Consider the following 24,062-nt stretch of genomic DNA (forward strand, 5'->3'; position numbering starts at 1 on the left):
GGACAGGGGCTGGGGCGGTGCCGGTCGCGCCGGGGGTCAGTCGAGCGGACTCATGGCACGTGACCAGATGCCGTACGGGACACTCTCGGTTGCGGTTTCCGTCCCGTCCAGGCCCTGGAGCGGCAGCGGTTCGAGGCTTTTCTTCAGATCGATGCGGTAGACGACGACCGCCGTGGCCACCTTCTTGGCGCTCCCCACGTACCAGGCGGCGGTGTCGTCCTCGGTCGTGCCCACCTTCCCGGCGACCTCCGCCTCGGCGGGAGCGGCGTCCGGGTGGGCGAGGCGGAAGGCGTCGGTGAGGGCGGACTGGACCTCGCGGGCGGTGTCGGCGCCCATCGCGCGGCGGTTCGGCGCCGCGGCGAGGGCGACCTTGTCGCCGTTGTGGGTGATCCTGCGCACCGAGTAGGGCTCGGTGTGCATGCCGTCGGCGAGGAACGTGGCATAGCCACTGGCCATGCGGATCGCGCTGGGCGTGGAGCTGCCGGTGGACAGGGTGGGCACCTGGGCGCCGATGCTGGAGGACAGCAGCCCGGAGGCCTCGGCGGTGGAGCGCACCTTCTCCAGACCGGTGTCCATGCCGAGCTGCATGAAGGGGGTGTTGACGGACTGCGCGAGCGCCTGGTGCAGGGAGATCTGCCCGTAGGACCTGTCGTCGTCGTTGCGGGCGGCGACCTTGCGGCCGCTGCGGTCCCAGTACGGGCCCTCCGGCGTCGTGACCGGCACCTCGTTGTCGCCGTCGTAGAGGGACTCCCCGGTCACCTCGGTGATCTCGCCGTCGCGGGACTTGCGCACGCCGTGCTCCAGACCGGCGGCGTAGACGAACGGCAGGAAGGCCGAACCGGCGGGCACGGTGGTGGCGTTGGACTCGTTGTACCCCTGAGTGCGGTGGTCGGGGCCGCCGTAGACGGCGAGGATCCGGCCGTCCGAGGCGATGGAGGCCGCGCCGTAGTGGGCTGTCCCGGCAAGCTTCGGGTGCTCCTCCTTCGCCTGCTTGCGGGCCTTGGTGACGGCCTCGGTCAGCTGCCTCTCGCGGTGCTTCTCGAAGGTCGTGTAGATCTGGTAGCCGCCGAGGTCGAAGTCCTTGTCGGAGATGCGCGCGGTCTTCTTGGCGTACTGCGAGGCCAGTTCGACCAGATAGTCGCTCTGCTCACCGGTGTCGTACAGCGGGTTGCTCTTCAGCGGCTCGGGGAACGTCCGGTACTTGGCGCGCTCCTGCGGCGACAGCTTGCCGATCGCCACCATGCGGTCGAGGATCCACGACCAGCGTTCCACGGCCCGGTCGTGGTTGGCCTTGCTGAGCGTCGGGTCGTACAGGCCGGCGCCCTTGAGCAGGGAGGACAGGAAGGCCGCCTCACTGGCGTCGAGCTCGCTGACGTCCTTGCCGTAGTAGGCCTGGGAGGCGCGCTGGATGCCGTAGGTGCCGCGGCCGAACCAGCTGGTGTTGAGATAGCTCTCCAGGATCTGGTCCTTGCTCATCCGGTTGTCCAGCTTGAGGGCGATCATCGCCTCCGTGAACTTGCGGGTGAGCGTCTGGTCCTGGTTGAGATAGACGTTCTTGACGTACTGCTGGGTGATGGTCGAGCCGCCCTGGGTGTCACCCCGCCCGAGGGTGCGGAACAGGGCGCGGGTGATGCCCTTGAAGGAGATGCCCGGGTCGCTGTAGAAGCTCTCGTTCTCGGCGGCCAGCACCGCCCAGCGGACGTCCTCGGGGACGTCCTTCAGCGGCATCGCCTGCCGCTGCACCCAGCCGGTACGGGCCATCGGGGTGCCGTCGGCCCAGAAGTACACGTTGTCCTGCTGGGTGGCGTACGTGTTGAGGTTGTCCGGGATGTCGGTGGCGGCGTAGGCGACGACGAGGAACAGCGTGCTCAGGCCGAGCGAGGCGAGGAGGCCGCCGACGGACTGGCGCCAGGAGGGGATCCAGCGACGCCACCCTTCACGGCCCGGCCGGGGGTACAGCGGACGCATCCGGCGGGCGTAGGGGGCGAGGCGGGTGGCGAGGGGGCCGAGCCGGGCGGCCAGGAAGCCGAGCACGACGGCGAGCCGGGGGCCGAGGGCCGCGGTGACGCGGGCGGCGGGGGAGGGGCGGGGCGCTTTGCGACGGCGACGGTTGGCCTTGGCGGAGGGGCCGGACGCGCCCGAAGCGCCGGAGGCGGCGGAGGCGGTGTCGGGATCGTCGGATATCTCGTCGTCGTCGGATATCTCGTCGGTCGTACCGGAAGTCCGCGACTTGTCCGAAGGTGCGGACATGTCGGACCCGTCGGGTATTCCGCCTTCGGGTACGCGCAGTTGCATGGTCTCGTCCGCGGCGGGCCGCGGCGGGGGCGGGACCTTCAACTGCATGGTGACGTCAGGCTCCAGAGGCTCCTCGTCGCCAGCCTGATCGCGTCCCCCCTGCCCTCCCTGGGCCACGACTGTGCCTCCCTCCGCACTTCATGTTGCTCGCGCAGGCAGACCGTACGGACGTACGAGGTGGGATGTTGTTGCCGCAGCAGCGGCCGCAAATCCTGACTCCCCCTCCCCGACCTCGCGGGGTATCGCGGCGCTCTCAAATTACCAGCGTCCTTCGCAAAGTCTCCACACGGAACCGGGCGGAACTGGTCACATCTGATGTGATGGAAACCTCAGTCCCGCGATGCAACCTTCTGGCCGTCAGCTCCATGCGGGCCGGCCGGGGAGCCCGGCCGGGCGGCGGAACTTTCCGGTGGTGAATGGTCGGGGCACTTTGTCCGCGTCGGGGAAGAAGTGACGAGATCATGGACAAAAGGACTTACGTCCCGGAACGAAGGCCGCTAACTTCCTTGTGACACGCCCGTCACAGCGTGAGCGGTGTGTCATGGCGCGACGGCGCGCGCCCCGTACTCCCACGGCAGGTCCGCTCGGCCCTGCCGCTCCCCCACCTCCGGGAGGCACCTGTGCGCACAAGCCCGTTACCCCGAAGACTCCTTCGATGGCTCGTACCGACGGTGGCCGGCGCCGTCGGTATCGTTTTGCCCGCGGTGCCCGCGGGCGCCTCCGGGGAGGGTGCGAGCCGGCCCGCGAAGGCGGCGGCACCGGAGTTCCAGCAGGTCACCCTCGCCAAGGGCGTGGCCGAGATGGGCGAGCCGATGACCCTGGCGGTCCTGCCCGACCGCTCGGTCCTGCACAGCTCCCGCGACGGAACGGTCCGCCTCACCGACGCCGTCGGCAACACGAAGGTGGCGGGCAGGCTCGACGTCTACTCCCATGACGAAGAGGGCCTGCAGGGCATAGCCGTCGACCCGGCCTTCGCCTCGAACCGGTACGTCTACCTCTACTACGCCCCGAAGTTGAGCACACCGGGCGGCGACGCCCCCGCGGAGGGCACCGCGGCCGACTTCGCCCCCTTCGACGGCGTCAACCGGCTCTCCCGGTTCGTCCTGCGGACCGACGGCACGCTGGACGTCGCCGGCGAGCGGAAGATCCTCGACGTTCCCGCCTCCCGCGGTCTGTGCTGCCACGTCGGCGGCGACATCGACTTCGACGGCGCTGGCAACCTGTACCTGTCGACCGGCGACGACACCAACCCGTTCCAGTCCGACGGATACACCCCGATCGACGAGCGCGCGCACCGCAACCCGGCCTTCGACGCCCAGCGGTCCTCCGGCAACACCAACGACCTGCGCGGCAAGGTGCTGCGCATCAAGGTCGCCGCGGACGGCTCGTACACCGTCCCGAGCGGCAACCTCTTCGCGCCCGGCACCGCGAGGACGCGCCCCGAGATCTACGCGATGGGCTTTCGCAACCCGTTCCGGATGAGCGTCGACAAGTCGACCGGCATCGTGTACCTGGGGGACTACGGACCCGACTCCGGCTCGGCCGACCCGGCACGCGGCCCGGAGGGACAGGTCGAGTTCAACCGGATCACCAAGGCGGGCAACTACGGCTGGCCGTACTGCACGGGCCGGGGCGACGCCTACGTGGACCACGACTTCGCCACCGGTACGGCGGGCTCCGCGTTCAACTGCGCGGCACCGAGGAACACCTCCCCGCGCAACACCGGCCTCACCGACCTGCCGCCCGCCCAGCCCGCCTGGATCCCGTACAACGGGGGCTCCGTACCGGAGTTCGGCGGCGGCTCCGAGTCGCCCATGGGCGGCCCCGTCTACCGCTACGACGCGTCCTCGACCTCCGAGGTGAAGTTCCCGCAGGAGTTCGACGGCGACTACTTCGCCGGCGAGTTCGGCCGACGCTGGATCAAGCGGATCGAGAGTGGCGGCGACGGCACGGTCTCGTCCGTCAACGCCTTCCCCTGGACCGGCACGCAGGTGATGGACATGGCTTTCGGACCCGACGGCGCGCTGTACGTCCTGGACTACGGCACGGGCTACTTCAACGGCGACGAGAACTCCGCCCTGTACCGGATCGAGCACGTCACCGGCGGTCGCGCACCCCTGGCCCAGGCCACGGCGGACGTGACCTCGGGCACCGCGCCGCTGAGCGTGAGCTTCTCCTCCGCGGGCACCACCGACCCGGACGGCGACGCCTTCAGCCACTCCTGGCGGTTCGGCGACGGCGGCACCTCGACGGCGGCCGATCCGACCCACACGTACAGGGCCAACGGCCAGTACACGGCGACCCTCACGGTCACCGACTCCACCGGCAGGTCCGGCACGGCCTCCGTGCCGATCACGGTGGGCAACACCGCGCCCACGGTCCGGCTGGACCTCCCCGCCGACGGCAGCATCTACGACTTCGGCGCGGCGATCCCCTTCCGGGTGACGGTCACCGATCCCGAGGACGGCACCGTCGACTGCTCCAAGGTCAAGGTCAGCTTCATCATCGGCCACGACAGCCACGGTCACCCGCAGACCTCGGCGACCGGCTGCTCCGGCACCCTGCAGACCTCTGCCGACGGTGAACACGACCCGGACGCCAATCTCTTCGGGGTGCTCGACGCGGAGTACACCGACGAGGGGGCGGGCGGACAGCCGCCGCTCACCACGCACGACCAGCACGTCATCCAGCCCTCCCACCGCCAGGCGGAGCACTACGGCGACGCCGCCGGCGTCCAGGTCGTCTCCCACGCCCCCGCGCACGGCGGCAGGACCGTCGGCCACATCGAGAACGGCGACTGGATCTCGTTCGAGCCGTACGCGCTCGGCAACGCGAGCCGGTTCACCGCCCGGGTCTCCTCCGCCGGGTCCGGCGGGACCATCGAGGTCCGGGCCGGTGCGCCGACCGGCACCCTGCTCGGCACCGCGACCGTGCCGGTGACCGGAGGCTGGGAGACCTTCCAGGACGTGACCACACCCCTCGTCGACAGGCCCGCCGGCTCGACCACGCTGTACCTGGTGTTCAAGGGCGGCGCGGGCGCCCTCTTCGACGTCGACGACTTCTCCTTCGACACCGCCGGCGCGACGCGCTCCGGAGCCGTGCGCGGTGTCAACGGCAAGTGCCTGGACGTCGACGGGGCGCAGACCGCCGACGGCACCGAGGTCCAGGTGTGGACCTGCAACGGCAGCGCCGCCCAGACCTGGACCGTCGCCGACGGTGCGCTGAGGGCGCTGGGCAAGTGCCTGGACGTGTCCGGGGGTGGCAGCGCCGACGGTACGAGGATCCAGCTGTGGACGTGCAACGGCTCGGGTGCTCAGGTGTGGGCCCCGCAGTCCGACGGCACGGTGCGCAACCCGCAGTCCGGCAAGTGCCTCGACGCGTCCGGCGGCACCTGGAACGACGGCACGCCGGTGCACCTGTGGACCTGCCACACCGGAGCCAACCAGAAGTGGACTCTCCCCTAGCCGAAAGGCGGTGACACACATGCGCAGCACACTGAGAGCGGCCACGGCGCTCCTCGCGGCGGCCCTGCTCGCCGGAACGCCGCAGGCGATCGCCGGGACCGGTTCCGCGGAGCGGGCCGAGGGCGACGGCACCACGATCGTGGCGGCGGCACCCGCGGCGGACCCCGCCTACGAGGTGCTCGTCTTCTCCAGGACGGCCGGGTTCCGGCACTCCTCCATCGACGACGGCATCGCGGCCCTGCGGGACCTGGGCGCCACGAACAACTTCACTGTGGACGCCACCGAGGACCCCGGCGCCTTCACCGGCGCCAACCTGGCCCGCTACGAGGCGGTCGTCTTCCTGTCCACCACGGGGGACGTCCTCGACGCCACCCAGCAGACCGCGTTCGAGCAGTACATCCGGGGCGGTGGCGGATACGTCGGCATCCACGCCGCCGCCGACACCGAGTACGACTGGCCCTTCTACGAGGGACTGGCCGGGGCCCTGTTCCAGTCGCACCCCGCGATCCAGTCCGCCACCGTGAAGGTCGAGGACCGGGCGCACGACGCCACGGCACACCTGGGAGCGACCTGGCAGCGCACGGACGAGTGGTACAACTACCGCTCGAACCCGCGCACCACCGCACACGTGCTGGCCTCCCTGGACGAGTCCAGCTACAGCGGCGGGTCGATGGCGGGCGACCACCCGATCAGCTGGTGCAAGGACTACCAGGGCGGACGCGCCTTCTACACGGGCGGCGGGCACACCGACGAGTCGTACGGCGAGCCCGCGTTCCGCCGCCATCTCCTCGGCGGCCTGCGCTGGGCGGCGGAGCGCACTCAGGCCGACTGCCGGCCGGAGACGGGCTACCAGACGCTGTTCAACGGCTCGACCACCAGCGGCTGGAAGCAGGCGGGCCCGGGTGGCTTCACCCTCGCCGACGGCACCCTGACCTCGCACGGCGGGCTCGGGATGCTGTGGTACTCGGCGCGCGAACTCCAGGGCGACTACTCCCTGAAGCTCGACTGGAAGGCGGCCGGCGACGACAACTCCGGTGTCTTCGTGGGCTTCCCGGCCTCCGACGACCCCTGGTCGGCGGTGAACAACGGCTACGAGATCCAGATCGACGCCACCGACACGCCCGAGCGCACCACGGGCTCGGTCTACGGGTTCAAGTCGGCGGACCTCGCCGCCAGGGACGCCGCGCTGAATCCTCCGGGTGAGTGGAACACGTACGAGATCCGCGTCACGGGGGAGCGGCTGGAGCTCTTCCTGAACGGCCGCAAGATCAACGACTTCACCAACGCGGACCCGGCGCGGAGCCTCGCCCAGGGGTATGTCGGGCTCCAGAACCACGGCGACGGTGACGACGTGGCCTTCCGCAACATCCGTGTCAAACAGGCGGGTTCCCCTCCCGGCCCGCGTGCGGGCGAGGTGAAGGGGGTGGGCGGCAAGTGCCTGGACGTCGACGGGGCGCAGACCGCCGACGGCACCGAGGTCCAGGTGTGGACCTGCAACGGCAGCGCCGCCCAGACCTGGACCGTCGCCGACGGTGCGCTGAGGGCGCTGGGCAAGTGCCTGGACGTGTCCGGGGGTGGCAGCGCCGACGGTACGAGGATCCAGCTGTGGACGTGCAACGGCTCGGGTGCCCAGGTGTGGGCCCCGCAGTCCGACGGCACGGTGCGCAACCCGCAGTCCGGCAAGTGCCTCGACGCGTCCGGCGGCACCTGGAACGACGGCACGCCGGTACACCTGTGGACCTGCCACACCGGACCCAACCAGAAGTGGACCCTGCCCTGACGGACATGCGCCCCCGCTGAGGGGAGACTCCGACTCGCTCACGGCCGCGCCCGTGAACGGCCTCGTCACCGACGGCCGCTCACCGGCGCGGCTGCGGGTCCGGAGGGACCGCCCCGCGAAGGAAGGCGCGCCGCTCAGACGTCGCGTCGCGGGCTCGCCGGCCGCGACAGGGCGGCCTTGGCGTGCCGGGTCCCCTCGTCGGCGAGGACCTCGTAGCGATTGTCCGCGAGCGCCTTCATGGTCAGTTCGGCCACGGCCTCGGCGCTGATCTTCGGGGCGTCGGTCCAGGCACTGAGGTCCGTGTCCACGAAACCGGCGTGCACCCCGACCACCAGGGTCCCCTGCGCGTCGAGGCCCTGGCGCAGGGCGTCCGTCAGCGACCACTGCGCGGCCTTGGAAGCGGCGTAGCCGGGGAACTCCGGTCGGCTCGACCACGAGGCCAGCGAGAGCATGTTCACCAGCGCTCCACCGCCGTTTCGGGCCAGGATCGGGGCGAAGGCCCGGGAAACGGCCCAGGTGCCGAAGTAGTTGACCTCCATCGCCTGGCGCGCGCCGTCGAAGGAGCCTTCCCTGAGTCCGGTGGTGGCGCCGCCGACGCCCGCGTTGTTGATCACGATGGACACGTCCGTCGCGGCCGCGGCGGCAGCGGCGACGGCCTCCTCGTCGGTGACGTCGAGGCGCAGCGGCACCACGTCCTGGTCGGTCACGCTCGCGGGGTCGCGCACGCCGGCGTAGACCTTGGCGGCGCCGTGGTCGAGCAGGGCGCGGGTGAACGCGCGGCCGATGCCGCGGTTGGCGCCCGTGACGAGGGCGACTGCTCCATCGATGTTCATCGGTGCTTCCTTCGTGACAGCCGGGGGAATCGGGAGATCCCTGCGGTCCGGCGCTTCGTGGTGCCATGCTAGCTACTGACTTTATTTATGCAAGTTAGGCTGTCCGGGGGCAGTGGTAGCTGAGTTGCAAGAGGAAACTCAGCCGGTAGACTGCCCACGACAGCGCCAGTGGCCGCGGAGCGCGCGGACCCGGCGTCGAGGAGGAGGTGCGGCGTGGCGCCCGGAAGACAGCTGTCGGGTCTCGCGGACGACGATCCGGCCTGCTCCATCGAACGGAGCCTGCAGATCCTCGGCGAGAGATGGTCGCTGCTCGTGCTGCGCGAGGTCTTCGCCGGCAGGCACAGGTTCGCCGAGATCCAGACGTCCCTCGGCGTCGCCTCCAACCTGCTCAGCGCGCGGCTCAAGCTGCTGGTCGAGGCGGGCGTCCTGGACACGCGGACCTATCAGGAGCCGGGCAGCAGGCCCCGCCAGAGCTACCACCTCACGGCGGCCGGAAGCGATCTGCTGATCGTGCTCGGGGCGCTCCAGCAGTGGGGCGACCGCCACCGGCCCCGCCCCTCGGGCCCCTCCGCGCCGCGGCGTGCGCGCTCCACGGGGCGGCCCGTCCACGTCGGGTTCCTCGACGACGAGGGCCATGAGGTGCCCGCCTCGGAGGTCACGATGCTCGCCGTCGGGCCCGCCGAGGCCTGAGCGGGCCGCGAGCCGAACTCCCGCGGTGCGGGATGGGTAGGGTCGGCCCATGCCGACGCAGGGGAGAGGAACGGCCATGAGGACGCTGGTGCTGGGACGGACCCCCGCCAGGGTGACGGCGGTGCTGGAGACACTGCGCGCCGACGGATTCGACGCGGAGGGGGTGAGCACCGACGAGGAGGCCCGGAAGCTGCTGGAGACCGGCGCGTTCGAGGTGCTGATCATCGGCGGGGGCGTGGGGCCCGCCTCCCGCGCGGAGATCAAGGAGTTCGCCGCGGGGCACCGGGTGCGCCGGGTGATCGACGGCGCGCTGACCGAACCGTTCGACGCCTACGTACGGCGCGAGTTCGAGCCGCTGATCCGGGAGGCCGCCGAAGGGTGACGGCCACGGTCCGCCCGGGCCCGGGGCCGGGCGGACCGTCACCGGTCCGGCGGTGGGTCCGGGGCCGGCGCGCCCCCGTCTTCGCGCAGCGCCGTGAACACCGACCAGATCACCGACACGAACGGCACCGCCACCACGGCCCCCACCACCCCCGCCGCGATGGCGCCCGCGACGACCGAGACGGCCACCACCAGCGGGTGGAGCCGGACGGCCCAGCTCATCACCAGAGGGTGCAGAAGATGACCCTCGATCTGGCCGATGACCACGATCAGCCCGAGGACCACCGCCGCCACCAGGGGCCCCTGGGAGGCGAGCGCGACGACCGTGGCGACCGCGAGGGCGATCGGCGAACCGATCAGGGGCACGAAGGCGGCGGCGAATTCGAGCAGCGCCAGGGGAACGGCCAGCGGTACGCCGAGCAGGGCAAGCGCCACACCGACGAGGATCGCGTTGGTCGCCGCCACCAGCACGATGCCCCGCGTGTAGCCGGTGAAGCTGCGCCAGGCCGCGCGCCCGCCGAGCATCACCGACGCCCGCGTGGACGCCGGGAGCTGTTCGGTCACCCACACCCACTGCCGGTGGCCCGACTGCAGGAAGAACACCGAGCAGAACAGGCCCAGAGCCACCGTGGTCAGCAGGGACACCAGCCGTCTCGCGTTGCTGAGCGCCGTGCTCACCAGGTCGGCACGGTGCGTGGCGATGAACTCGGCCACCTTGTCCTGGATGTTCAGCGCCGCCACGTCCAGGCGGAACGGCGGACGCTTGAGCCAGTCCTCGATCCGTCCCACGCCGTCCCGGAACTCGCGTACCAGGGTCGTGCTCTCCCCGGCCACCGCCTCGCCCACCAGCACGAGCACCCCCAGAGCCACCACCGCGCTCCCGAGGAGGGCCGACGCGACGGCGAGCGGGCGCGGCATCACCCGGTCCATCAGGTCGACGAGCGGGCGCAGCAGCGCGGTGACGACCAGACCCAGGAAGACGGCGACGCCGATCTCGTGGAACTGTCCCAGTACGGCGAAGACCGCGTACACGACGGCGCCGACGGCGAGCAGGCGCCACGCGTACGCGGCGGTCCTGCGCAGGAGCGGGTACACCGAGGGCGACGTGCCTGGCTGCATGAGCATGCGCTTCCCGCTCCCGCACCCGGGCACCACGCCCTCGCCCCACGTTCGCCCGACGGGTCCAAGGAGAGGGGTGACGAGGCGAACGGCCGCACCGTCCCGCGGCCGTCAGTCCACCGCACTCATCTCCCGCCACTCGGCCCACGGGACGTTCCACGCGCCGAACCCGTTCCCCGGCGCGACCACACCCTTGGTGTCCTTGCCCGTGATCTCGAACGGGTCGCCCGCCCGCACCCGCGCGTAGAACCAGGCCGCGTCCGCGTCGCTCATCCCTATGCAGCCCGAACTGCGGTTGGCGTCGCCGAAGTACCGGGCGTTCCACGGGGCGGCGTGGGCGTACATGCCCGACCAGGTCAGCCGCATCGACCAGTCGACCATCTTGTCGTAGGCGTCGCCGAGGCCGACCGTCTCGGAGTTCATGTTGATCGTGCCCTCCTTCGCCATGAGGACGGCGGTTCCGCGCCAGGACCGCTTGTCGCCGCCGGGCGTGCCACCGGAGACCGGGATGCGCCGCACGGCCTCGCCGTCGCGTACGAGCGTGAGCTGATGGTCGTCGAGGTCGACCTCGACGACCTGCCGGGCGCCGACGGTGAACGTGGTCGTGTAGTCGCGCACGAACCAGCCGCCGTCGGCGCCCGAGTCGGTGCCGTTCAGCTCGGCCTTCAGCGTGACCTCGGTGCCCGGCTTCCAGTACTCCTTGGGCCGCCAGTCCACCCGGTCCCTGCCCGACCAGTCGCGCATCCAGCCCCATGAGCCCTCGGTGTCGTTCGAGGTGCTGATCCTGAGCTGCCTCTCGACCTCCGCCCGGTTCCTGACGGGGTGGTCGAAGACGAGCGAGACGGGCTGGGCGACACCGACGGTGGCGCCGGCACCCGGCCGCCAGTCGACCTTGTTGACCTTGCCGGCCGGTTCCGTGGTGAAGGAGGCCCGGCTCCGGCCCGCGCTGCCGCCCGCCGTCCGGGTCGCCGCCGTGACCGCGTACGTGGTGCCGGGCGCCGCCTTGCGGTCCGACACCCATGACCTGCCGTCGCGGGCCACCTTGCCGGCGAGTTCGCGGCCCTCGCCGTCGACGACGGTCACGGAGGTGAGCCGGCCGTGCGCGACGGTGACCGTCACCGGCTCGCCCGCCGCAGCCCGTTCTCCCGTGGGGGTGACGGTGACGGTGACCGGACGGTCGTCGGCACCCCTGGTCACCTCGGAGCCGGAGGAGGCGGGGGAGGTGGGTGAGCCGCTCGACGAGCAGGCGGCGAGGGGCGCGAGCAGCGCCGCCGCGGCGGCGGCCGATACCCGGGTGCGGGTGCGGGTGTGGATGCGGTGCAACGGAACCTCCGTGACGGAACACGACGAGTCCTGGTCGGTGGACCCTCGTGACTGTAGAGGCGGAAAACACCAGGTCAGCGGCTACGGAGCGGTGTGACGGCGACTGGTGACGAACCGTCATGGTCCGGTCACATTCGCCGCTCGGGACGGTCATGGGCCGCTGTGAGCATCTTGTGCGTCCCCGGCACCGGGCCCGGGGAGAAGGAGGCTCAGACTGTGTCAGCGCTGTTGGTGCCACCCGGCCGCGAACACCGGGAACGCTACCCGGACCACGCCTTGGGACCCGTCACGGCCGAGGCCTACCGTGCCTTTCTCGCCTCCCCCGCCGGCGCGGCGCTCGGCGCCGGCTTCCTGCAGTGCCCGTCCTGGGCCGATGTCAAGGACGGCTGGCACGCACGCCTGATCGGCTGGGGACCGGACCCCGAGGCCGGGGAGCTGACCGGCGTCGCGCTGGTGCTGCTGCGACAGTTCCCCGGCACCCGCAAGTACTTCGCCTACCTCCCCGAAGGCCCCGTCGCCGACTGGCGCGACCCGGACATCGACGGCTGGCTCACCCCGCTGCTGGACCATCTGCGCCGGGAGGGGGCCTTCGCGGTACGCATCGGACCCTCGCCCGCGTACCGGCGCTGGAACGCCGACCTGCTCAAGTCGCTCACCGGTCCCGGCCGGCGCCTCGCCGACGTCCTCGCCAGCGAGGTCGACCCGCTCGGCACCGCCGTCGCCGAACGGCTGCGCGCCCGGGGCTGGCGCCGCTGCGGCGGCGACGGGACCGACGGGGACGCCCAGCCCCGTCATGTGTTCCAGGTACCGCTCGCCGGACGCACCCCCGAGGAGCTGTGGGGCGGACTCAACCAGGAATGGCGCCGCAACGTGCGCCGGGCCCGGAAGGAGGGCGTGGAGGTGGTGGTGGCGGGCGCCGCCGAGCTTCCCGAGTTCTACCGGCTGCTGCGCGTCACCGAGGAGCGCGACGGATTCCGGCTCGGCCGCTCGCTCGCCTACTACGAGCGTCAGTACGCGGCGCTCAACGCGGAGGAGCCGGGCCGGATGAAGCTGTACCTGGCCCGGCACCGGGGGGAGACGCTCGCCGCCCACACGATGATCACGGTGGGCGGCAGGGTCTGGTACCAGACCGGCGCCTCGGCCGACCACCGCCGCGAGGTCCGGCCCTCCAACGCCCTGCAGTGGCGGATGCTGCGGGACGCCCACGCCGTCGGCGCTGCCGTCTACGACATGCGCGGGGTACCCTCCACTCTCGACCCTGACGAACGTGCGTACGGACTGCTGCGGTGGAAGCTCGGCACCGGCGGACAGGTCGTCGAGACGTCGGGGGAATGGGAGAGACCCTTGGGCGGCACCGCCAACCAGACGCTGTACCGCGCCTTCCAGGCGTACCTGAACCGCCGATGAGGCGGACCGCACAGGCAGCCGCGGCAACGGGCGGCGGCGCGTCCGCAGCGGACGACGCCAAGGGAGACCCGCCCGGCGGCACGGGCGTCACCGTGCCCCACGCCCGGCGCGGCGCACAGTCCGGCGCGGGCGCAGCTTCGACCGGCGATCCCGGGCGGTCCGCGCCCGACGCCCCGGGCGACGCGCCCGAGGCGCCCTCCGCGGCGCGCAGCAGCGCCGTCATGGCCGCCGGTTCCCTCGTGTCCCGGGCCACCGGTTTCGCCCGCTCCGCCGTGGTCGCCGCCGCGCTCGGCACCATCGGGCCGACCGCCGACGGCTACGCGGTCGGCAACTCTCTGCCCACCATCGTCTACATGCTGCTCCTCGGCGGCGCCCTGAACGCCGTCTTCGTGCCGGAACTGGTCAAGGCCGCCAAGGAGCACGCCGACGGCGGCGCCGCGTACACCGACCGGCTCGTGACCGTCTGCGTCGTCGCCCTGCTGGCGATCACCGCCGCCGCGGTGGGGGCGGCGCCCGCGATCATCGACCTGTACACCGACTACACCGGCGAACAGGCGGCCATGACCACCGCGTTCGCCCGCTACTGCCTGCCCCAGATCTTCTTCCTCGGACTCTTCACCCTGCTCGGCCAGGTGCTCAACGCACGCGGCCGGTTCGGCGCCATGATGTGGGCGCCGGTCCTCAACAACCTCGTCGTCATGACCGTCTTCGGCCTGTACCTGGCGCTGGCCATGGGCGGCGGGGACACGCTCACCGCCACCGAGACCGCGGTGCTCGGCTGGGGTACGACCGCCGGCATCGCCGTGCAGGCGCTCGCGCTGGTGCCCGCCCTGCGCGCGGCCCGCTTCCGCTGGCGGCCCCGCTTCGACTGGCGCGGCAGCGGACTGACCCGTCCGCTGCGGGCGGCCGCCTGGCTCGTGCTGCTCGTCCTCGCCAACCAGGCCGCGTACTGGGTCACGACCCGGCTCGCCACGAACGCGGGCGTCGACGGCGGCCCCGGATTCAGCGCCTACAACAACGCCTACGCCCTGTGGGCCGTACCGCACGGCATCATCACGGTCTCCCTGGTGACGGCGCTGCTGCCCCGGATGAGCGCCGCGGCCGCCGACGCCGACACGGCGGCCGTACGCCGCGACGTCTCGTACGCCCTGCGCGCCTCCGCCTGCGCCGTGGTGCCCGCCGCCTGCATGCTGTTCGCGCTCGCCCAGCCGGTGATGACCATGGTCTTCGGGTACGGCAGGACCAGCGCCGCCGACACGGCCGCCATGGCCGGGATCCTGATGGCCTTCGCGCCCGGACTCGTCGCCATGTCGGGCCAGTACGTCCTGTCGCGCACCTTCTACGCGCTCTCCGACACCCGTACGCCCTTCCTTCTCAACCTCGTGATCGTCGCCGTCAACGCGGGCCTGTCCGTGGCCGCCGCCCACCTGCTGCCGGCCCGTTGGGCGGTGACGGGCATGGCGGCCGCGTACTCGCTGGCGCTGTGCGCGGGCTGGGCCGTGACGGCACGGGTGCTGAGCCGCCGGCTCGCCGTCGCCCGGCCGCTGCGGTCGTCCGCCGCCGGCACCCATGTGCGGCTGCTGCTCGCCGCCGCGCCCGCCACCGTCCTCGGCCACCTGGCGGCCGCCGGCGCCGGACCGGCGGGGGCGCCGGCCGCGACGGCCGCCGGCGCGGCAGCCGTCGCGCTCACCTTCGCCCTGCTCGCCAGGCCGCTGCGGCTGCGCGAACTCGACGCCCTGCTCTCCGGTGCCTGCCGGCGAGTCACCCGGTCCTGACCACCACCGAGGGAGACTGCAGATGCCCCGCGTGCTCCTCATCGAGGACGACCCTTCCGTACGCGAAGGCGTCGAACTCGGTCTGCGCCGCCGCGGCCACGAGGTACGGGCGGCCGCCACCGGCGAGGCCGGCCTCGCCGCCCTGACCGAGTTCCGCCCCGACCTGCTGCTGCTGGACCTGATGCTGCCCGGGATGAACGGCGTCCAGGTCTGCCGCCGGGTCCGCGAGAAGAGCCAGCTGCCGATCATCATGCTCACCGCGCGCGGCGACGACTTCGACGTGGTCATAGGCCTGGAGGCCGGTGCCGACGACTACATCGTCAAACCCGCCCGCACCGAGGTGATCGAGGCCCGCATCCGCGCCGTGCTGCGCCGCATCGAGGACGCCGGACCCGGCCGCCCGGCCATCGAGGTCTACGGCGAGCTGGCCATCGACCGGGCCGGACTGACCGTCACCAAGGCCGGCAAGCGGCTGCCGCTCGCTCCCTCCGAACTGAAACTCCTGCTCCATCTCTCCTCCGCCCCGGAGCAGGTCTTCAGCAGGCAGCAACTGCTGGAGCACGTCTGGGAGCACAGCTACCACGCCGACGCCCGCCTGGTCGACGCCTGCGTCAGACGCCTCCGCAGCAAGATCGAGGACGAGGACGGCACCCCGCGCTACGTCCAGACCCTGCGGGGCTTCGGCTACCGCTTCGGACCGCTGTGAGCAGCCCGCCGGTACGGCGGATGCGGTCCAGGGCGTTCGGGCTGCGGGCGCGGCTGGTGCTGTCCTTCCTGCTGGTGGCCGCCGTCAGCGCCGGGACCACCGCCGCGCTGACCTACCGCGAGGCCCGCAACGCCCTGCTGCAGACCGCCCAGGACACCGCGGTCTCGTCGTTCCGCGACCAGGTCCAGCAGACGGGCTGGGCACTGCCCGTGCAGGAGGAGGGCATCGAGGAGGTCCTGCGCGACCTCGCCCGCAAGGGCAAGCCGCACCCCTGGGTCGTCTTCGCCGAGTACGGCTCGATCCGCGCCTCCTCCGGCGAGAGCCCCGTCTCCACCGTCATCACGCCCGAGCTGCGCCGCGCCGCGCGGGCCAACCCGAACGGCAGCTTCGAGCGGGTCGTCAAGGACGGCGTCCCCTACCTCACCATCGCGATGCCCACCGTCTTCAAGTCGGGCCCCTACAGCGTGCTGCCCAGCGGACTCGTCCTGTACGCCGTCATGCGGATGACCGACGAGCAGGTCAACGTCGAGGCGCTGCTCACGGCCGCCCGGGACGGCGCCCTGCCCGGCCTCGCCGTCTCCCTGATACCCGGTCTGATCGCCGCGCGCAGCGTGCTGCGTCCCGTGCGCGATCTGCGCCGGGCCGCGCAGAGCATGGGCAGCGGCAGGCTCGACACCCGGATCCAGGTGCGCGGCAGCGACGAACTGGCCGATCTGGCACACACTTTCAACGAGTCGGCGGGCCAACTCGAACGCTCGGTGGAGGAATTGCGCGAGGCCGAGGCACGCGCGCGCCGCTTCGCCTCCGACGTCTCGCACGAACTGCGTACCCCGCTCGCCGGGATGCTCGCCGTCACCGAGGTCCTCGACGAGGACGCGAGCGGGCTGGACGCCGACACCGCCCGCGCGGTCCGGCTGGTCAGCACCGAGACGGGCAAGCTCGCCGTGCTCGTCGAGGACCTGATGGAGATCTCCCGCTTCGACGCCCGCGCGGCCGAGCTGAACGCCGACGAGGTCGACGTCGCCGAGGCCATCGGCAAGACCCTGCAGAGCCGGCACTGGACCGACGGCCGGGTGCGCACCGAGATGCCCGACGGCATCCGTGCCCGGCTCGACCCGCGCCGCTTCGACGTCGTCGTCGCCAACCTCGTGGGCAACGCCCTGCGGCACGGCGGCGCGCCCGTCACCGTGGGACTGCGCGTCGAGGCGCGCCCCGAGGGCCCGCCCGCCCTGATCACCGAGGTCACCGACAGCGGACCGGGCATCCGGCCGGACGTGCTCCCGCACATCTTCGACCGCTTCTACAAGGCCGACGCGGCCCGTACCCGCTCGGCGGGCAGCGGCCTGGGACTGGCGATCACCCTGGAGAACGTCAGGCTGCACGGCGGAACGATCCGCGCGGGGAACCTGCCCGGGGGCGGCGCCGTCTTCACCGTCGAGATACCGCTCCACGCGGAGGAGGCCGACGGATGAGGCGTGCGCGGACCCGCCGACGCGCGGCGGCCCTCGCCGTCCCGACGGCCGCCGTGCTGCTCGGCGGCTGCGGCATCCAGGAGACCGATGTCGTCGAGGCGGGCAGTCCCGCCACGGTCGAGGCCTTCGTGAACCGCGACGAGGACATGCTGCTCTTCTTCCGTTCGTCGGCGGGAGAACTGTTTCCCGTCGTCCGGACGGTCGGGTCCTCCATCGGGTTCGGTTCGGAGTACGACGACCCCGCCGCCGTGCCCGTGGCGCCGGAGAAGACGGTGACGGCGCTGCTCGCCGGTCCGGACGAGAGGGACCGGGCCGCGGGGCTAGGAACCGCGCTGCCCGCGGCCGAACCCGGCGGGACCGTCACGATGGAGGCCTCCCCGGACGGCGGTGTCACCGCCGCACTGCCCGTCGCCGTGGGCGGACTGGACCGCACCGCACTGCGGCAGCTGATCTGCACGATCGCCTACGCCCGGGCCGCCGACGGCCAGGTCACCGTGCGCCTGCGGGGCAGCGACACCGTCTCCAAGTCCGGCACCTGCGACCTCATGCGCTAGGTCCCGGGCCTCCGCCCGGACGGAGAACACTATGAACGCAAAACCCAAGGTTGTGTCGCCGCACGTGGTCGCTCCATAGCATCACGGCTCGCGCTGTGAAGCAGGCGCCGAGCAACGAGGAGCGGCAAGTGGACCACCCGAGAACGGCCTTTCGCATCTTCCGGCAGTCACGTGGCCCGGGGCGCCCCCGCTTGAGGCTGGCCGTGGCGCTGACCACGGCGGCGTTGGCGGGCAGCCTCGTGAGCGTGACCGGCGCGCAGGCGCAGGCGGCCCGGCCGGCGGCCGTCGCCTGCCCCACCGCACTGGCGGACAAGGCCACTTGCTACACCGGGCAGGACGCGAACGGGGCCTACTACGCGATCGCCGTGCCCAAGCAGTGGAACCGTTCGCTGGTCGTCCACGCCCACGGCGGACCCGACCTGGGCGACGGCTCCGACCCGGAGCGCAGCCTCGGTGACCTGGAGCGCTGGCAGGTCATGGTGGACCAGGGCTACGCCTGGGCCGGTTCGTCGTACCGCCGGGGCGGCTACGGCACGCGGATGGGCGCGGTCGACACCGAGAACCTGCGCCGCCTCTTCGTCGAGGAGTTCGGCCGGCCGAAGCGTACCTATGTGCACGGCCAGTCCTGGGGCGGCAACGTGGCCGCCAAGGTGGTCGAGACGTACGGCGGCCGGAGCGGGCCCTACGACGGCGCGCTGCTCACCAACGGCGTCCTCGGCGGCGGCTCGCGCGGCTACGACTACCGGGTGGACCTGCGCGTGGTCTACCAGTACTACTGCGCCAACCTCCCCCGCCCGAGCGAGCCGCAGTACCCGCTGTGGCAGGGGCTGCGCCCCGACTCCACGCTGACGACCACCGGACTGCGCGCCCGGCTCCAGGAGTGCACCGGCTACGAGTCGCCGCCGCAGGAACGAACCGCCCTCCAGCAGCGCAACCTCGACGACATCCTGGCCGTCACCCGGATCCCGGAACGCACGCTGGAGTCGCACCTGCGCTTCTCGGTCTTCACCTTCCGGGACATCGTGCACAAGCGCCTCGGTGACCGCAATCCGTTCTCCAACACGGGGGTGCGCTACAGCGGTTCGCACGACGACAAGGCGCTCAACGCCGGTGTCGAGCGGTTCTCCGCGGACCCCCGCGCGGTCCGTGACCTGTCCTACGACAGCGATCTGACGGGCCGGGTGGAGATTCCCGTCCTCACCCTGCACGCCATCGACGACCCGACGGCCTTCATCGAGCACGAGGCCGCCTACCGCGACACGCTGGCCGGCGCCCACCGCGAGGGGCACCTCGTGCAGACGTTCACGAACGAGCACGAGCACAGCGAGCTGAGCGACGCCGAGTACGCCAACTCCCTCTCGGCGCTGGACACCTGGGTGCGCACCGGCCGCAAGCCCACGGCGAGGTCGGTCGCGGCCTCCTGCGCCGCCTTCGACCGCCTGTACGGGACGGGCTGCTTCTACGACCCGGAGTTCCGGCCGGCCTCCTACGCCTCGCGTGTCAGGCCGCGGCCGGGCGGCTGGAGCTGGCCCGCCATGACCGCCTCCCAGGAGAAGGCGTGGAGCCGCGTCGAGGGCGTGGGCATCGCTCCCTGACGGGGCCCTGGACCCCGGCTGCCGCGTGTGCCGACGCCGATCCGGCACACGCGGCAGTCCGGTCAGAAGGTCAGCTTCCAGCTGTCGATGTAGCCGGTGTCCTGCGAGGCGACGTCCTGCACCCGCAACCGCCAGGTGCCGTTCGCCGGCTCGCTGGACGTGTTGACGGTGTACGTGGTGACGACGTTGTCCGCCGAGTCCGAACTGCTGGAGTTCTTCAGCCGGTAGGCGGTGCCGTCCGGCGCCAGCAGGTCGACGACGAGGTCGCCGCGCCAGGTGTGCTTGATGTCGACGCCGACCCGGAGCGCGGACGGCGCGTTCCCCGTCCGGCCGGCGACGGCGACGGACGACGTCACCGCGGCGCCGTTGTCCGGGACGGCGACGTCCGCGGTGTTCTCGTACGACTCGCCGGGCGGTACCGGCTCCGACGTTCCGAGTGTCCAGACCGCGTGGGCGAGGGCGTCGCTGTTGCGGTCGAGCGCGGTGTCGTTGATGTTCGTGGTCGAGTCGCAGGAGGAGTGGTAGCACCGGTCGAACGCCTGGCCGGAGGTGCCACCCCACTTGGTGGCCTGCGCCGCCGTCTTGGTACGGCTGGCGCCGGTGAACAGGCCACCGACGGGTATGCCGACGTTCTTGAAGGACGCGTGGTCGGAGCGGCCGTCGCCCTCCGTCTCGATCTCGGTCGGCACGCCGATGCCCGTGTACCAGTCCTTGAAGACCTTCTCGATCGCCGGGTCGTCGTCGTAGACGAAGTAGCCCGGGTTCGGGGAGCCGACCATGTCGAGGTTGATGTAGCCGGAGATCTTGGCGCGGTCGGCGGTCGGCAGGTTGTTCACGTAGTACCTGCTGCCGACCAGCCCCAGTTCCTCGGCGCCCCACCAGGCGAACCGCAGGTGCTTGGTGGGCTGGAGCTGGGCACGGGAGACCGCGAGGGCCGTCTCCAGCACGGCCGCGGAACCGGAGCCGTTGTCGTTGATCCCGGCGCCCGAGGAGACCGAGTCGAGGTGTGCGCCCGCCATCAGGACCTGGTTGGGGTCGCCGCCCGGCCAGTCGGCGATCAGGTTGTACCCGGTGCTGCCGGACTGGGTGAACTGCTGGACGGTGGTGGTGAATCCGGCGGAATCGAGCTTGGCCTTCACGTAGTCGAGGGAAGCCCGGTAGCCGGGGCGGCCGTGGGCCCGGTTGCCGCCGTTGGCGGTGGCGATCGACTGGAACTGCGTCAGGTGCGCCTTGAGGTTGGCGAGCGGGATGTCGGGTGCTGCCAGGGTCCCGGCGCCGGAGGTGCCCGTCACGGCGCGGTCGGGCGTGGCCGAGGAGGCGGCCGGGGACGCGGCGATCAGCCCGGCCACGGCCACCAGGGCCACGGCGGCCAGACGTCCGGAGGAGGTCGTGGGCAGGCTGGATCTCGGATGTGTCATGTGGGGAGCCGCACTTTCTCGTCGATTGGGGGGTCGAGCGATGCCTGGATCGGGTGGTGCCAGAGCTGTGCGGGTGCTGTGTGCGCCTGATGCTCAGTCAGATGTCGATGTCCTGTCAAGAGCTGTATCCGGTCATGGTCGTCCGCTCAGCGGACGTCCGGCACGGGTGGGAGCGGCGGGCGGGCCTCCGGGCCGGTCGAAACGGTTGTCGCCACGGACCCCCCGGGCGACGATGTCCCCAGCGAACCGCCCCGAGGGAGGTTGCGTTGACCGATCCCTGGGTGGCCCTGGAGCCGGGGGCCGACCCTGCCGAGCGCGTACGGGTGCTGCACCGGGCCCACGAGATCTTCACCCGGGCCGGGACGGTGCCCCGGCCGGTGCGCCGCGTGGTCGCCGACTCGTGGCGCAGGTCGGCGCGGGCCGGTGTGCGCCCGGACGGCACCGCCGACATCGAACTGACCGACACCGACCTCGGCGTCCATCGCGCCGAGCATCCGCTGGCCCATGTGATGCCGCTGTTCAGGGAGTTGATGGGCACGTTCGCCTCCGACGGCCGGCACCTGCTCGCCGTGTGCGACGCGCACGGCAGGCTGCTCTGGGTCGAGGGCCACGCGTCCACGCTGCGGCAGGCGGGGCGGATGAACTTCGTCCCCGGCGCCCGCTGGGCGGAGAGCGCGGTCGGAACGAACGCGCCCGGCACGGCCGTCGCCGTGAACCGCCCGGTACAGGTCTTCGCCGCCGAGCACTTCGCCCGGCGCGTGCAGCCCTGGACCTGCGCCGCCGCACCCGTCCACGATCCCCGCACGGGCCGCGTACTGGGCGCCGTGGACATCACCGGCGGCGACGGCCTCGCGCATCCGCACAGTCTGGGATTCGTCCAGGCCGTGGCGCGCGCGGCGGAGTCCCAGCTCGCGCTGCTGACCCCCCGCCTGCCCGACGCCCGCGCACTCGAACTCGCCGCGCTCGGCCGCGACCGGGCGCTCCTGACGGCGCAGGGCCGCAGGATCCGGCTCAGCCGCCGGCACAGCGAGATCCTCGTCCTGCTCTCCCGCCACCCCGACGGCCTGACCGGCGACGAGCTGCTGTGCGCCCTGTACGAGGACGAGTCCGTGACGCCGGTGACGCTGCGCGCTGAACTGGCCCGGCTGCGCCAGGTGCTCGGACCCGGACTGCTCGCCTCCCGCCCGTACCGGCTCACGGCCCCCGTCGCCTCGGACGTGGCCTTCGTGGAACGGCGGCTGGCGGCGGGCGCGCTCACCACGGCCCTGACCGCCTACGGGGGACCACTGCTCCCGGCCTCCCAGGCACCGGAGGTCGTCCGGATCAGGCGCCGCCTCGCCGACGGTCTGCGCGCGGCACTGATGGCCTGCCGGGACCCCGACCTGCTGGCCGACTGGGCGCACGCGTCGTGGGGCGAGGACGACCTGGACGTGTGGCGTTCGCTGGCAACGGCCCGGCCGACGGCGGCGATCCGGGCCCGTCTGACCGCACTGGAGTCGGAACTGGCGGCGCCGCCCGGCTGGGCAGGTGCCTGACGGCGGTCCGAAGGACCCGGCCGACGGCGCGCGGACGCAACGTGGATGCAACGTCCGCCTTCCTACCCTCCGTCGCAGAGCTGCCCAACGGCGGGCAGCGCTGCTGAAGGAGGTCAGTTCCGCATGACCCGTTACGCGGCGCCCGGAAGCGAGGGCGCGATCGTCTCCTACCAGCCCCGCTACGACCACTTCATCGGTGGCGAGTACGTGCCCCCGGTCAAGGGGCAGTACTTCGAGAACCCCAGCCCGGTCAACGGCCAGCCGTTCACCGAGGTGGCCCGCGGCACCGCGGAGGACGTCGAGGCGGCGCTCGACGCGGCGCACGCGGCCGCACCCGCCTGGGGGCGCAGGTCGGCGACCGAACGCTCCGACATCCTGCTGAAGATCGCCGATCGCATGGAGGCGCACCTGGAGCCCCTGGCGGTCGCGGAGAGCTGGGAGAACGGCAAGCCGGTACGGGAGACCCTCGCGGCCGACATCCCGCTGGCGATCGACCACTTCCGCTACTTCGCCGGCGCGGTGCGCGCCCAGGAGGGTTCCCTCAGCGAGGTCGACGACGACACGGTCGCCTACCACTTCCACGAGCCGCTGGGCGTCGTCGCCCAGATCATCCCGTGGAACTTCCCGATCCTGATGGCGACCTGGAAGCTCGCCCCCGCCCTGGCGGCCGGCAACGCCGTCGTCCTCAAGCCGGCCGAACAGACGCCGGTCTCCATCCACTACTGGCTGAGCCTGGTCGCCGACCTGCTCCCGCCGGGCGTACTGAACATCGTCAACGGCTTCGGCCCCGAGGCCGGCAAGCCGCTCGCCTCCAGCCCGCGGGTGGCGAAGGTCGCCTTCACCGGCGAGACGTCCACGGGACGCCTGATCCTTCAGTACGCGGCGGAGAACCTGAAGCCGGTCACGCTGGAGCTCGGGGGCAAGTCGCCGAACATCTTCTTCGACGACGTGTGGGACAAGGACGACGCGCTGCGCGACAAGGCCCTCGAAGGGTTCACCATGTTCGCGCTGAATCAGGGCGAGGTGTGCACCTGCCCCTCACGCGGACTGATCCAGCGCGGCAACTACCCCGACTTCCTGGCCGCCGCCGTCGCCCGCACCGAGCTGATCAAGCCCGGGCACCCGCTCGACACCGACACGATGATCGGCGCCCAGGCCTCCAGCGAGCAGCTGGACAAGATCCTGTCCTACATCGACATCGGCAGGCAGGAGGGCGCCAAGATCCTCACGGGCGGCGAACGCGCCGACTACGACGGCGACCTGAAGGGCGGCTACTACGTACGGCCCACCATCTTCGAGGGCGACAACCGCATGCGGGTCTTCCAGGAGGAGATCTTCGGCCCTGTCGTCTCGGTGGCGTCCTTCGACGACTTCGACGACGCCATCAAGATCGCCAACGACACGTCGTACGGCCTCGGCGCGGGCGTGTGGACCCGCGACATCAACATGGCCTACCGCGCCGGCCGCGCCATCCAGGCGGGCCGCGTCTGGACGAACTGCTACCACGCCTACCCCGCGCACGCGGCCTTCGGCGGCTACAAGCAGTCGGGGATCGGCCGGGAGACCCACAAGATGATGCTCGACCACTACCAGCAGACGAAGAACCTTCTGGTGTCCTACTCACCCCAGAAGCTGGGCTTCTTCTAGCCCACCGCCGCCTCCGGCGCGGGCACCCGGCTTCGGTCGGGTGCCCGTGGTCACGGGCGGTCCGTCAT

Annotated in this window: 17 protein-coding genes; 12 read left to right on the plus strand and 5 right to left on the minus strand. The window is 71.9% G+C overall.

Features of this window, described 5'->3' with window-relative positions:
• Positions 1-36: 36 nt before the first annotated feature.
• On the minus strand, positions 37-2,250 hold the full coding sequence (locus ACIP2X_RS04535; protein ID WP_401667363.1) for a transglycosylase domain-containing protein: 2,214 nt from the start codon (positions 2,248-2,250) through the stop codon (positions 37-39).
• Between the two features lie 845 nt (positions 2,251-3,095).
• Between ACIP2X_RS04535 and ACIP2X_RS04540 the strand changes: the two genes are divergently transcribed.
• Complete coding sequence (locus tag ACIP2X_RS04540) at positions 3,096-5,759, plus strand: PQQ-dependent sugar dehydrogenase (RefSeq protein ID WP_401668868.1); 2,664 nt, start codon at positions 3,096-3,098, stop codon at positions 5,757-5,759.
• A gap of 19 nt (positions 5,760-5,778) precedes the next feature.
• Positions 5,779-7,539 carry a ThuA domain-containing protein gene (locus ACIP2X_RS04545; RefSeq protein WP_401667366.1) on the plus strand — a complete coding sequence of 587 codons (1,761 nt, stop codon included), beginning with the start codon at positions 5,779-5,781 and terminating at the stop codon, positions 7,537-7,539.
• Positions 7,540-7,673: 134 nt separating this feature from the next.
• Here the strand turns inward: ACIP2X_RS04545 and ACIP2X_RS04550 are convergent, their stop codons facing one another.
• Complete coding sequence (locus ACIP2X_RS04550; RefSeq protein ID WP_401667368.1) at positions 7,674-8,372, minus strand: SDR family oxidoreductase; 699 nt, start codon at positions 8,370-8,372, stop codon at positions 7,674-7,676.
• A 213-nt stretch (positions 8,373-8,585) separates the two neighbouring features.
• On the opposite strand from ACIP2X_RS04550, the gene ACIP2X_RS04555 reads away from it, so the two are divergent.
• The gene (locus tag ACIP2X_RS04555; protein ID WP_401667370.1) at positions 8,586-9,062 is read left to right on the plus strand and encodes a winged helix-turn-helix transcriptional regulator; all 477 of its coding nucleotides are present in this window, start codon (positions 8,586-8,588) and stop codon (positions 9,060-9,062) included.
• A gap of 76 nt (positions 9,063-9,138) precedes the next feature.
• Complete coding sequence (locus ACIP2X_RS04560; RefSeq protein ID WP_401667372.1) at positions 9,139-9,444, plus strand: hypothetical protein; 306 nt, start codon at positions 9,139-9,141, stop codon at positions 9,442-9,444.
• A 38-nt stretch (positions 9,445-9,482) separates the two neighbouring features.
• Here the strand turns inward: ACIP2X_RS04560 and ACIP2X_RS04565 are convergent, their stop codons facing one another.
• Together ACIP2X_RS04565 and ACIP2X_RS04570 are read right to left on the minus strand one after the other, a co-directional pair.
• Positions 9,483-10,562 carry an AI-2E family transporter gene (locus ACIP2X_RS04565; RefSeq protein WP_401668870.1) on the minus strand — a complete coding sequence of 360 codons (1,080 nt, stop codon included), beginning with the start codon at positions 10,560-10,562 and terminating at the stop codon, positions 9,483-9,485.
• Positions 10,563-10,673: 111 nt separating this feature from the next.
• Complete coding sequence (locus ACIP2X_RS04570; protein WP_401667374.1) at positions 10,674-11,885, minus strand: Ig-like domain-containing protein; 1,212 nt, start codon at positions 11,883-11,885, stop codon at positions 10,674-10,676.
• Between the two features lie 216 nt (positions 11,886-12,101).
• On the opposite strand from ACIP2X_RS04570, the gene ACIP2X_RS04575 reads away from it, so the two are divergent.
• The 6 genes from ACIP2X_RS04575 (at position 12,102) to ACIP2X_RS04600 (ending at position 19,394) form a co-directional block, all read left to right on the plus strand.
• Positions 12,102-13,292, plus strand: a complete 1,191-nt coding sequence (locus tag ACIP2X_RS04575; RefSeq protein ID WP_401667376.1) for a lipid II:glycine glycyltransferase FemX — start codon at positions 12,102-12,104, stop codon at positions 13,290-13,292.
• A gap of 221 nt (positions 13,293-13,513) precedes the next feature.
• Positions 13,514-15,067, plus strand: a complete 1,554-nt coding sequence (gene murJ / locus ACIP2X_RS04580) for a murein biosynthesis integral membrane protein MurJ (protein ID WP_401668872.1) — start codon at positions 13,514-13,516, stop codon at positions 15,065-15,067.
• A 22-nt stretch (positions 15,068-15,089) separates the two neighbouring features.
• Positions 15,090-15,773 (plus strand): response regulator, encoded by a 684-nt coding sequence (locus tag ACIP2X_RS04585; protein ID WP_401667379.1) that lies wholly within the window; start codon positions 15,090-15,092, stop codon positions 15,771-15,773.
• 20 nt (positions 15,774-15,793) lie between these two features.
• Positions 15,794-17,245 carry an ATP-binding protein gene (locus tag ACIP2X_RS04590; protein WP_401667381.1) on the plus strand — a complete coding sequence of 484 codons (1,452 nt, stop codon included), beginning with the start codon at positions 15,794-15,796 and terminating at the stop codon, positions 17,243-17,245.
• Entirely contained in the window at positions 17,242-17,799 is a 558-nt protein-coding gene (locus ACIP2X_RS04595; protein ID WP_401667383.1) for a hypothetical protein, read from the plus strand. The genes ACIP2X_RS04590 and ACIP2X_RS04595 overlap by 4 nt, the downstream gene beginning before the upstream one ends.
• Before the next feature lie 209 nt (positions 17,800-18,008).
• Positions 18,009-19,394: an alpha/beta hydrolase family protein gene (locus tag ACIP2X_RS04600; protein ID WP_401668874.1), complete on the plus strand. Its 1,386-nt coding sequence runs from the start codon at positions 18,009-18,011 to the stop codon at positions 19,392-19,394.
• A 62-nt stretch (positions 19,395-19,456) separates the two neighbouring features.
• Here ACIP2X_RS04600 and ACIP2X_RS04605 read toward each other — a convergent pair whose 3' ends face one another.
• Positions 19,457-20,812, minus strand: a complete 1,356-nt coding sequence (locus ACIP2X_RS04605) for a M28 family metallopeptidase (RefSeq protein WP_401667386.1) — start codon at positions 20,810-20,812, stop codon at positions 19,457-19,459.
• Positions 20,813-21,078: 266 nt separating this feature from the next.
• Between ACIP2X_RS04605 and ACIP2X_RS04610 the strand changes: the two genes are divergently transcribed.
• Positions 21,079-22,347: a GAF domain-containing protein gene (locus tag ACIP2X_RS04610; protein ID WP_401667388.1), complete on the plus strand. Its 1,269-nt coding sequence runs from the start codon at positions 21,079-21,081 to the stop codon at positions 22,345-22,347.
• A gap of 123 nt (positions 22,348-22,470) precedes the next feature.
• Entirely contained in the window at positions 22,471-23,994 is a 1,524-nt protein-coding gene (locus tag ACIP2X_RS04615) for an aldehyde dehydrogenase family protein (RefSeq protein WP_401667390.1), read from the plus strand.
• The last annotated feature ends 68 nt before the right edge of the window (positions 23,995-24,062 follow it).

The organism is Streptomyces sp. NPDC089424 (genome assembly GCF_044749345.1).
Lineage (GTDB): Bacteria > Actinomycetota > Actinomycetes > Streptomycetales > Streptomycetaceae > Streptomyces.